Raw genomic sequence first — 11,012 nt, forward strand, 5'->3', positions numbered from 1 at the left:
GGACATGGCCTGGCTCCGGGTGGCGGCTCCCGGGGGGAGGGGGTGGAGCCGCCTGTTCCCCGGAGGATAGGAAAAGAACAGATCAGGAACAAGGAAAATCCGCCCGCCGCCGTGCCGCCCGCCTCAGGCCGCGGCGCGCCGCCGCAGCCGGGCCTGCCGCAACCGCTCCAGCGCCAGGTAGATCACCGGCGTGGTGTAGAGGGTCAGCAGCTGCGACACGATCATGCCGCCGATGATGGCGATGCCCAGCGGCTGGCGCATCTCGGCCCCGGTGCCGGTGCCGAAGGCCAGCGGCACCGCGCCGAACAGCGCCGCCAGCGTCGTCATCAGGATCGGCCGGAAGCGGTCGCGGCAGGCGGCCAGGATCGAGGCCTCGGCATCCGCCCCTTCCTCCCGCGCATGCTCGAGCGCGAAGTCCACCATCATGATGGCGTTCTTCTTGACGATGCCCATCAGCAGGATGACGCCGATCAGCGCGATCACGGTGAAGGGCGTCCCCGTCGCCAGCATCGCCAGCAGCGCGCCGATGCCCGCCGTGGGCAGGGTCGACAGGATGGTCAGCGGGTGGATGTAGCTCTCGTAGAGCACGCCGAGGACGATGTAGATCGACAGGATGGCGGCCAGGATCAGCAGCGGCTGGTCGCGCGAGAAGGCCTGGAAGGCCGCGGCATTGCCGCCATATTCCGAGCGGATGCCGGAGGGCAGGTCGAGCGTCGCCTCCACCTCGCGCAGCTTCGCCTGCGCCTCGCCCAGCGAGACATTGCCCGGCAGGTTGAAGCTGATCGAGGCCGCCGGGAACTGGCTGCGATGCGTCACCCGCAGCGGCGCCATGTCGCGGGTCAGCCGGGTCACCGCGGTCAGCGGCACCTGCGCCCCGTCGCGGCCGGGGACGAAGATGCGCGCCAGCTGCGTCGCATCCTGGGTCATCGCCGGGTCGATCTCCAGGATGACGTTGTACTGGTTGCGGGTGGCGTAGATCGTCGAGACCTGGCGCTGCGAGAAGGCGTTGTTCAGCGCCGCCCCCAGCGCCGTCATCGAGACGCCGAGGCGGGCCGCGGCGTCGCGATCGATGATCAGCTTGTTGACCAGCCCGCCGCGCTCCTGGTCGGAGGAGACGTCGAAGAAGCCGGGCGTGGCGCGCAGCGCCTCGACCATCTGGTTGGCCGCGTCGCGCAGCGCGTCGAGGTCGCTGCCGAGCAGCACGAAGGAATATTGCGAATCCCCCGGCCGGCCGCCGATGAACAGGTCCTGCTGCGAGCGCAGGAAGACCGAGGCGCCGGGGATCCGCCCCAGCGGCGCGCGCAGCCGGTCGATCACCTGGGTGGCGCTGGCGCCGCGCTCCTCCACCGGCTTCAGCGTGATGTAGAACTGGCCGGAATTGCTGCCGGCGCCGCCGAAGCCGCCGCCGATCTGGCCGCCGATGCTGGCGATGGCCGGGTCGCGCAGCAGCACCGCCGTCACCTGCTCCATCATGCCGCTCATCTTGGCGAAGGAGGTGTCGGGCGCGGCGCGCACGCTGCCCGCCAGCAGGCCGGTATCCTGCTCGGGGAAGAAGCCCTTGGGCACCACCATGTAGAGCCAGACGGTGAGGCCCACGAGGCCCAGGCAGAACAGCAGCATGGTCTTCCGCCAGCGCAGCACGACCTTCAGGCTGCGCATATAGCCGGCGACCACGGCATCCATGCCGCGCTCGAAGGTGCGGCCGAACCAGCCGGGCGGGCGCTCGGCCTCGCCGCGGTCGAGGCGGGCGGCCAGCATCGGCGTCAGCGTCAGCGACAGCACCGCCGAGATGGCCACTGCGATCGCAAGGGTGGCCGAGAATTCGCGGAACAGCCGGCCGACCACGCCCCCCATCGCCAGCAGCGGCACGAAGACCGCGATCAGCGAGACGGTGATCGAGACGATGGTGAAGCCGATCTGCCGCGCGCCCTCCAGCGCCGCTTCCATCGGCGCCATGCCGCGGGCGCGCATCCGCGCCATGTTCTCCAGCATGACGATGGCGTCGTCGACGACGAAGCCGACGGAAATCGTCAGCGCCATCAGCGAGAAATTGTTGAGCGAATAGCCCATCTGCCAGATGACGAAGAGCGTGCCGAACAGCGACAGCGGCACGGTGACGCTGGCCGCCAGCACCGGGCCCAGGCGGCGCAGGAAGACGGCGACGACGGCGACCACCAGCGCGATGGTGATCAGCAGGGTGAGCTCGACCTCCTCGACGCTGGCGCGGATGGTGCCCGACCGGTCGCTCATCACCTCGATCCGGGTGCCGCCGGGGACCCAGGATTGCAGCTTCGGCAGCATGGCCTGCACGTCCTGCACCACGTCCAGGACATTGGCGTCGGCCTGCTTGAAGACCATCATCAGGATCGCCGGCCGCTGGTCGAACCAGGCGATCTGCCGGCTGGAGGCAGCGCCCTCCGTGACGCGGGCGACGCGCGACAGCCGCAGCAGCGCGCCATCCTGCGCCTGCACCGACAACGTCTCGTATTGCGGGGCGCGGCTCAGGCGGTCGTTGACGCGGATGCTGGCCGCCTGCTCGTCGCCATCGATCAGCCCGACCGGCTGGGTGACATTGGCCGCCTGCACGGCGGTGCGGATGTCGTCCAGCGACAGGCCGGCGGCGGCCGCCGCATTGGGGTCGACGGCGATGCGCACGGCGGGCTTGGCGGCGCCCGCCACCTGCACCTGGGCGACGCCCGGGATCTGCGCCAGGCGCTGCGCCACGATGCTGTCGGCGGCATCGTACAGTGCCGCGCGGGTCAGCGTGTCCGAGGTCATCGCCAGGATCAGCACCGGCGCGTCGGCCGGGTTGACCTTGCGCACGCTGGGCGGGTTGGGCAGGCCGGAGGGCAGGTCCTCCCTGGCCGCGTTCACCGCCGCCTGCACGTCGCGCGCCGCACTCGCCTGGGTGCGCGACAGGTCGAACTGGATGATGATGTTGCCGCTGCCGGTGGAGGCGCTCGAGGTCATCTCGGTGATGCCGGCGATGCCGCCGATGTGCCGCTCCAGCGGCGCGATGACGGTCGCCGCCATGGTCTCCGGATTGGCGCCGGGCTGGCTGACGCTGACGAAGAGCGTCGGCAGGTCGACCCGCGGCATGGCCGAGACCGGCAGCTGCTTCAGCGCCACCAGGCCGGCCAGCAGCAGGCCGAGCGACAGCAGCAGCGTCGCGATCGGCCGCCGCACGAAGGGGGCGGAGATGTTGAACACGCGCGCCTACTCCGCCGGGCCGGGGGCGGGATGCGCCTGCCAGCGCCGCGCGATCGCCTCGCGGATTTTTTCCAATGCCAGGTAGATGGCGGGGGTGGTGTAGAGGGTGACCAGCTGGCTGAGCAACAGGCCGCCGACGATGGAGACGCCGAGCGGCAGCCGCAGCTCCGACCCGGTCCCCGTCTGCAGCACCAGCGGCAGGGCGCCGAGGAGTGCCGCGGCCGTCGTCATCATGATCGGGCGGAAGCGCATCAGGCAGGCCTCGACGATGGCGTCATAGGCGCTGTGGCCATGGTCGCGCTGCGCCTCGAGGGCGAAGTCGATCATCATGATGGCGTTCTTCTTGACGATGCCCATCAGCAGGATGATGCCGATCAGCCCGACCACCGACAGGTCCAGCCCCCAGAGCCGCAGCGCCAGCAGCGCGCCGATGCCGGCCGAGGGCAGGGTGGAGAGGATGGTGATCGGGTGGAACAGGCTCTCATAGAGCACGCCCAGCACGATGTAGATCACCACCACCGCGGCCAGGATCAGCCAGGGCTGGCCCTCCAGCGCGCTGTTGAACTCGGCGGCGTCGCCGGCGAAGCGGCCGGTGATGGTCTCGGGCAGGCCGATCTGCTGCTCGGCGGCGCGGATGGCGGCCACCGCCTCGCCCAGCGACAGCTCGGGCGTCAGGTTGAAGCTGAAGGTCACCGCCGGGAACTGGTTCTCCCGCGTCACCAGCAGCGGGCCGCGGCCGCGGGCGACGCTGGCCACGGCGCCGAGCGGCACCTCGATGCTGTCGCGCCCGGTGACGCGCAGGTTCGACAGCAGCGCCGGGTCCGGCGCGGTCGCCCCGGCCAGCTCCAGCACCACCCGGTACTGGTTGCTCTGGCCGTAGATGGTGGAAATCTGCCGCTGCCCGAAGGCATTGTACAAAGCATTGTCGATCGACTGCAGCGTGACGCCGAGGCGCGCCGCCGCGTCGCGGTCGACGGTGACCTGCAGCTGCAGCCCGTCCTCGCGCTGGTCGCTGGCGACGTCGCGCAGGCCTGGCATGGCCTGCAGCCGCTGCATCATGCGCGGCGCCCAGGCCGAGAGCGTCGCCGCATCGGCGTCGAACAGCGTGTACTGGTACTGGGTGGTGGCGACGCGGGCGCTGATCTGGATGTCCTGCACCGCCTGCGGCCAAGTGGCCAGGCCGGGGATACCGTCCAGCTTCGGCTGCAGCCGGTCGATCACCGCCTGGGCCTCGTCGCGCTCGGCGCGCGGCTTCAGCACCGCCATGATGCGGCCGGTGTTCTGCGTGGTGTTGACCGAGCCGGCGCCGGCGACCGCGGTGACCGAGGCGACGGCCGGGTCCTGCCGCAGCACGGTGGCGGCCTCGCCCAGCAGCGCCGAGACGCGGGCGAAGGAGGCGTCCTGCGGCGCCTCTGCCGTGATGCGGATCAGCCCGGTATCCTGCACCGGCAGGAAGCCCTTGGGCATGACGACATAGAGCCAGGCGGTGGCGGCGACGGACAGCGTCGCGACCAGCAGCGTCAGCGCCTGGTGGTGCAGCGTCCAGCGCAGCGTGCGGCCGTAGCCCAGGCGCATCCGCTCGAAGCCGGCCTCGGTCCAGCGGATCATGGCGTTCGGCTTCTGCTCATGCTGCGGCCGCAGCAGCAGCGCGCACATCATCGGCGTCAGCGTCAGCGAGACCACCAGCGAGACCAGCACCGCCGCCGTCAGCGTCTCGGCGAACTCGCGGAACAGCCGCCCGACCACGCCTTCCATGAAGAGCAGCGGGATGAAGACGGCGATCAGCGACAGGCTGAGCGAGACGATGGTGAAGGCGATCTGCTTGGCGCCCTCGAAGGCGGCGTCGAGCGGTTTCTTGCCGGCCTCGATCAGCCGGACGATGTTCTCGATCATGACGATGGCGTCGTCGACGACGAAGCCGGTCGCCACCACCAGCGCCATCAGCGACAGGTTGTCGAGCGAATAGCCAATCAGCGACATGACGCCGAAGGTGCCGATGATCGACAGCGGCAGCGACACGGCCGGCACCAGGGTGGCCCGCCCGCTGCCGAGGAACAGGTAGATGACGGCGACGACGAGGGCGACCGACAGCACCAGGGTGAACTGCACCTCATGGACGCTGGCGCGGATGGTCTCGGTGCGGTCGCTGACCACGGCGAGCTCGGCGCCCGGCGGCAGCCCGGCCTGCAGCGTCGGCAGCAAAGCGCGGATACGCTCCACCGTCTCGACGATATTGGCGCCGGGCTGGCGCTGCACGTCGATCAGCACCGCGGGGCGGCCGTTGAACCAGGCGCCGTTGCGGTTATTTTCCAATCCGTCGGTGGCCTCGCCCACGTCCCGCAGCCGCACCGGCGCGTCGTTGCGCCACGCCAAAATAATGTCGCCGAAGGCGGCCGGCGCGGTGATCTGGTCATTGGCCTCGATGGTCGAGGCCTGCAGCGGCCCGTCCAGCGAACCTTTCGGCGAATTCTGGTTGGCGGCGACGATGGCGGTGCGCACCGTCTCCAGCCCGATGCCGTAGGCCGCGAGCCGCGCGGCATCCAGCTTCAGCCGCACCGCCGGGCGCATGTTGCCCTGGACGGTGACGCGGCCGACGCCGCTGGCCTGGGCCAGGCGCTGCGCCAGCAGCGTGTCGGCGACATCGCTGAGCCGGGTGATCGGCAGGCTGGTCGAGGTCAGCGCGAAGGTGATGATGGCGGGGTCGGCCGGGTTCACCTTCGAATAGACCGGCGGATAGGGCAGGGTGCTGGGCAGCGTGCCGCGCGCCGCGTCGAGCGCCGCCTGCACATCCTGCGAGGCCGCGTCGAGGCTCTTTTCCAGGTCGAACTGCAGGGTGACGCGCGACACGCCCGGGCCGCTGACCGAGCTCATCGTGGTCAGGCCGGAAATCTGCGCGAATTGCCGCTCCAGCGAGGCGGTGACCAGCACCGCCACCGTCTCCGGCGAGGCGCCGGGCAGCTGCGTCACCACCTCGATGGTCGGGAAGTCGACCTGGGGCAAAGCGGAGACCGGCAGGCGCAGATAGCCGAAGGCGCCCCAGAGCAGCATGGCGACGGCCAGCAGGGTGGTCGCCACCGGCCGCGCGATGAAGGGGGCGGAGAGGTTCACGGCGCTGTCTCCTCAGCGGCTCTCGCGGCGGCGAGCCGGGCGCTCGCCGCTGGCCGGGGCCGGGTTCTGCGGATTGCCGGCGCCGGGCTGCGCGCCCTCGCCCGGGGCGGCGACGCCGCCGGCAGCACCACCGGGACGCACCTCGGCGATGCGGCTGCCATTGTTCAGCCGCTGCGCGCCGGAGGTGACGACGCGCTCGCCCGGCTGCAGGCCCGTCTGGATCGTCGCCTCGCTGCGGGTGGTGGCCCCCAGCGTCACGTTGCGCTGCTCGATCGTCGAATCGTCCTTGGCAACAAAAACAAAGCTGCCGGCCGGGCCCTGCTGGATGGCGACCAGCGGCACCACCAGCGCGTCGCGAATGGTCTGCACCGGCAGGCGCAGCGTGACGAAGGCGCCGGGCCAGAGCTGCCGCCGCTCATTCGGGAAGCTCGCCTTGACCGCGATGCTGCCGGTGGTGGCGTCGACCAGGTTGCCGACGGTCAGCACCGCGCCGCGATCCGGCGCCTCGCCGGGCAGGCCGGGGGTGCTGGAGGGCGTCGGCACCGTCTCGACCGGCACCTGGCCCACCGCCATGGCGCGCAGCAGCCGCGGCAGCTCCTGCTGCGGCAGGGTGAAGTTCACCGCGATCGGCGCGAACTGCGCCACGGTGACAATGCCGTTGGTGTCGCCGCTGGCCACCAGGTTGCCGATATCGACGGCGCGGATGCCGACGCGGCCGGCGAAGGGCGCGCGGATGACGGTGTCGTCCAGCTGGGCGCGGGCATTGTCGATGGCGGCCTGGTCCTGCTGGACCTGGGCCTCGTACATCATCACCTGGGCGCGCTGGGTGTCGACCTGCTGGCGGGTCACGCCATTGGCGCGCAGCAGCCCCTCGTAGCGCTGCTGGTCGAGCTTGGCGTTCGACAGCTGGGCGGCGTTGTAGGCCTTCTGGGCCACCGCCTGGGCCAGCGCCGCGGCATAGGTGCGGTCGTCGATGCGGGCCAGGATGGCGCCCTTCTCGACCTCCTGCCCCTCGCGGAACAGGATTTCCATCAGCTGGCCGGAGACCTTGGAGCGGACGGTCACCGTGTTCATCGCCTGCACGGTGCCGAGCGCGTCCAGCGTCAGCACCAGGTCCTTCCGCGCGGCGGTGCCCAGGGTCACCGGCACCGCCATGCCGGCGCCACCACCCGGGCCGCCGGGGCCGCGGCGGCCGGCGCCAGGGCTGGCGCCAGGGCTAGCGCCCGGGCCGGCCGGCGTCGCCTGGCCCTCGGCGGCCGGCGCCATGCGGGTCTTCCAATAATAATAGCCGCCACCGCCCAGGATCGCGAGGCCGGTGAGGACGAGGAGCGTGCGGGGAAGGGCCATGGTCGGCAGCGATCCGGTATCAGCGCCAGCCGCCGCCCAGGGCGCGGAACAGGCCCGTGGCGGCCTGCAGCCGTGCCAGCCGCGCCTCCACCAGGGCGTTGCGCGCCGAGAACAGCGTCTGCTGCGTGTTCAGCAGGGTGATCAGGTTGATGGTGCCGAGGCGGAGCTGCGCCTCGGCGATCTCGGCGGCCCGCGCCGCCCGGTTGGCCGCCTCGCCGCGCAGCCGCTCCTGCTGCGTCGTCTCGCGCAGCGCGACCAGCGCGTCCTCGACATCGCCCAGCGCGGTCAGGATGGCGGCGCGGTAGGCGATCAGCAGCTCCTCCGCGCGCGCCTCGTTCAGCGCCACCTGGCCGCGGCGGCGGCCGCCATCGAAGACGGATTGCGTGACGCTGGCCAGCAGCGACCAGACCTGCTGCTCGGGGCGCAGCAGCGTGCCCAGCACGGCGCCGGAAATACCGGCCTCGGCCGACAGCGTCAGGCTGGGCAGCAGCGCGGCCCGCGCCACGTCGATATCGGCCTGGGCGGCGGCGAGGTCAGCCTCCGCCGCGCGCACATCGGGGCGGCGCGCCAGCAGTTCGGCCGGCTGGCCGGGGCTGGCGACCGGGATGGCCAGGCCCGCCAGCCCGTCGCCGGCCACGGCCACCGTCTGCGGCGTCTGGCCCAGCAGCAGGGCGATGGCGGTGACGCCCTGGTCGATCGCCTGGCGCAGCGAGGGCAGCGCCGCTTCCTGCTGGGCCACCACCGTCTCCTGCTGCGCCAGGTCCAGCCCGGTCGCGGTGCCGGCGGCGACCTGCTGGCGGATGACGTTGAGGATTCTTCGCGCGGCCTCGAGGTTCTCGGTCTGGACGCGCAGCTGCTCGCGATCGGCCAACAGGGAGAAATAGGTGTTGGCCAGCGACGCCAGGGTGGTGATCCCGGTCGCCGCGGCGTCGAAGCGATAGGCGTCCAGCGCCCGCTCGGCGGCGCGGCGGCTGGCGGCGTTGCCGCCCCAGAGGTCGAGCTCATAGCTGGCCGAGAGCGAGGCGCCATAGCTGTTGCGCGTCCGCCCGCCATTGGCCGAGCGGCCACCGCTGCCGCCGGCCGAGACCTCGGGCAGCAGGGAGGCGCCGGCGATGCGCAGCGAGGCGTCGGCCTGGCGGATGCGTGCCTGGGCGGCGGCCAGGTCCAGGTTGCCGGCGGTGGCGGCGGCCATCAGCCGGTCGAGCTCGCCGCTGCCGAAGCCCTGCCACCATTGCGCGTCGGGCCATTGCGGCGGGGCCTGGCCGGCATGGCGGAACTGCTCGGCGATCGGCAGGCCGGGGGGCCGGGCGTTCGATGCCGTGGCGCAGGCGGCGAGCGCCAGGGGGACAAGCAGGAGAATGGCGCGGGCCGAAGCGGCAGGCATCTGGCGCGTCATCGGGAGGGTCATGCTCAGTTGTCGCCCCGGGCGCGGCGGGCGGCCTCGCGGCGGCGGCGGGAATCCTCGGCCAGGCGACGGCGGCCTTCGGGAGACAGGGTGGAGACCGCGTCGATCAGATTGTCCTCCAGCGCGATGCTGAACTGCTGGTATTCGTTGCGGGCACGGGCCATGGCGGCACGCAGGCTGGCGGGGTCGAAGGGTTCCTGGCCCAGCGCCTCCTCGGCCGTGGCGCGGGCGGCGCGCTGGCGGTCGAGCTGCGCCAGCACGCCGGGGCGCCCGGCATCGAGGAGGGCGGTGAAGCGGGCGCGGTCGGCCTCGGGCACCAGCTTTTCCATCTGCTGGTGGACGGTGGCCAGGTCGGGGCGGCGGCCCTGCGGCTTCGGCGCGAAGACCAGCAGCCCGCCGAGCACCAGGTTCAGCGCGACCGAGGCGCCGAGCGCGGTGCTCAGCCAGGTGGCGCGGGAGAAGCGTGTCATTCGGAATCCCCGAGCGCCAGCGCCACCACCAGGCGGGGCGCCAGCAATTCACTTTGATCGGCCGCGTTCCAGGGTGTGCCACCCCAGGGGTTTGCCGCCGGAAACTGCAGCCAGATGGCGCAGGCCAGCAGCGCGGCGGCGGCGCCGAAGCCGGCCGGCAGCAGCGGCCGCAGCCAGCGCGCCGCCCAGGGCTGCCGCGCCGGCAGCGGCATTCTGGCGATCCTGTCGGCGACATTGGCGCGCATGCGGGCCAGCGCCTCGGGGCTGGCGGGGGGCAGGCTGGCGGCGAGCGCGGCCGCAAGCTGCAGGTCGCGGGCGGCGGGGTCGTGGGCCAGCAGCGCCAGCGCCCCGGCCCGGGCCTCGGCGGGCCAGCGCGCCGGCAGCGGGCCGTGCTGCGCCAGGAGATCGGCGAAGGCAGAGATCTGCATCATGGCGCTCCTCACCCCAGCCCCGCCAGCCGCGCCGCCAGGAAGCGGCGGGCGCGGTGCAGCAGCCCTTCGACGGCACGTTCCGAGGTCTCCAGGATGGCGGCCGCCTCGGCGCCGCTCAGCCCCTGGTCATGCGCCAGCGCCAGAGCCGCCCGCTGCCGCTCGGGCAGGGCGGCGAGCGCCTCCCGCAGCGCGGCCTCCTGCTGCCGCAGCGCCAGGGCTTCCTCGGGCGTGGCGGCGGGGTCGGCGAGCGTCCCGGCCAGGGCATCCGTGGAAAGCATCGGCGCGGCCGGGCGGCGGCGGGCCCGGTCGATCGCCAGGTTGGCGGCGATCCGGTACAGCCAGGTGCCGAAGCGGGCGCGGTCGGGGTCGAAGCGCGCGGCATGCTGCCAGGCGCGCAGCAGCGCGTCCTGCGCCACCTCCTCGGCCTCGGCGGCGCTGCCGGTGATGCGGAAGGCCAGCGCATGCAGCCGCGGCAGGTGCCGCGCCGCCAGCGCGTTGAAGGCCAGGCGGTCGCCGCCGGCGCTCCAGGCGATCAGCGCCTCGTCGGCCGCCGCGGCATGGTCGCGCGCCAGCCGCGCCTCGGGCGGGGCCGGGTTCAGGCGCAGAAGGCCTGGCCATGGCAGGAAGGGACGCCAGGCGAGGCCCGGCAGGAGGGGGAGGGGCATGGATGGGGCTCTTGTCCCCCCTGATACGCTGGCATTCCCCGCACCCCACGCCGGCTTCGATGAATTTCTTTTTCCCCGGAATTGGGGCGCGAGCATGGCTGCCGCTCGCGGCGGCGCGCGCCTGTTTAAGCCTATCTTAGCCCAGCACGGCGAGGCTGCCGCCGAGGGCCCGCGTGGCCGGGCCGTCCTGGCACCGGCCCCCGGGCTTATCAAGCGATCGGCGTTCCAGAGAAGGGGCGAGGGCCGGCGCGGCCGCGGGATGCAAGCCCCGCGGAGCCGCCGCCCGGCCCGCCGGCAGGATGCAAGGCATGCAGGACGGCGGCTGGCAAGGTGGTGGTGGAGCAGGGGGCATCTCCGGGGGCGGTGTCTCTTGGGG

The 11,012-nt window shown here is 72.4% G+C and carries 7 protein-coding genes; all 7 read right to left on the bottom strand.

The features are described from left to right. Window positions 1–123 precede the first annotated feature (123 nt). From GVN67_RS25505 to GVN67_RS25535, 7 genes are read right to left on the bottom strand one after another with little or no spacing between them, the layout of a single operon-like run. On the bottom strand, window positions 124–3,210 hold the full coding sequence (locus GVN67_RS25505; RefSeq protein ID WP_160000133.1) for an efflux RND transporter permease subunit: 3,087 nt from the start codon (window positions 3,208–3,210) through the stop codon (window positions 124–126). Between the two features lie 6 nt (window positions 3,211–3,216). Further along, window positions 3,217–6,318 carry an efflux RND transporter permease subunit gene (locus GVN67_RS25510; RefSeq protein ID WP_160000134.1) on the bottom strand — a complete coding sequence of 1,034 codons (3,102 nt, stop codon included), beginning with the start codon at window positions 6,316–6,318 and terminating at the stop codon, window positions 3,217–3,219. A gap of 12 nt (window positions 6,319–6,330) precedes the next feature. Beyond that, window positions 6,331–7,665: an efflux RND transporter periplasmic adaptor subunit gene (locus tag GVN67_RS25515; RefSeq protein ID WP_160000135.1), complete on the bottom strand. Its 1,335-nt coding sequence runs from the start codon at window positions 7,663–7,665 to the stop codon at window positions 6,331–6,333. A gap of 19 nt (window positions 7,666–7,684) precedes the next feature. After that, complete coding sequence (locus tag GVN67_RS25520; protein WP_160000136.1) at window positions 7,685–9,049, bottom strand: efflux transporter outer membrane subunit; 1,365 nt, start codon at window positions 9,047–9,049, stop codon at window positions 7,685–7,687. A gap of 26 nt (window positions 9,050–9,075) precedes the next feature. Beyond that, window positions 9,076–9,540, bottom strand: coding sequence for a periplasmic heavy metal sensor (locus tag GVN67_RS25525; protein WP_160000137.1), 465 nt, complete (start codon window positions 9,538–9,540; stop codon window positions 9,076–9,078). Next, entirely contained in the window at window positions 9,537–9,968 is a 432-nt protein-coding gene (locus tag GVN67_RS25530) for a hypothetical protein (protein WP_160000138.1), read from the bottom strand. Before GVN67_RS25530 ends, GVN67_RS25525 begins: the two co-directional genes overlap by 4 nt. Before the next feature lie 11 nt (window positions 9,969–9,979). After that, complete coding sequence (locus GVN67_RS25535; RefSeq protein WP_160000139.1) at window positions 9,980–10,636, bottom strand: sigma-70 family RNA polymerase sigma factor; 657 nt, start codon at window positions 10,634–10,636, stop codon at window positions 9,980–9,982. Between the last annotated feature and the right edge of the window lie 376 nt (window positions 10,637–11,012).

It is taken from the genome of Roseomonas sp. 18066, from assembly GCF_902706185.1.
Classification (GTDB): Bacteria; Pseudomonadota; Alphaproteobacteria; order Acetobacterales; family Acetobacteraceae; genus Pseudoroseomonas.

Coding starts and splice junctions, on each gene's coding strand:
- GVN67_RS25515 (WP_160000135.1), bottom strand. CDS start 7,665: ATGGCCCTTCCCCGCACGCTCCTCGTCCTCACCGGCCTCGCGATCCTG.
- GVN67_RS25520 (WP_160000136.1), bottom strand. CDS start 9,049: ATGCCTGCCGCTTCGGCCCGCGCCATTCTCCTGCTTGTCCCCCTGGCG.
- GVN67_RS25530 (WP_160000138.1), bottom strand. CDS start 9,968: ATGCAGATCTCTGCCTTCGCCGATCTCCTGGCGCAGCACGGCCCGCTG.
- GVN67_RS25525 (WP_160000137.1), bottom strand. CDS start 9,540: ATGACACGCTTCTCCCGCGCCACCTGGCTGAGCACCGCGCTCGGCGCC.
- GVN67_RS25535 (WP_160000139.1), bottom strand. CDS start 10,636: ATGCCCCTCCCCCTCCTGCCGGGCCTCGCCTGGCGTCCCTTCCTGCCA.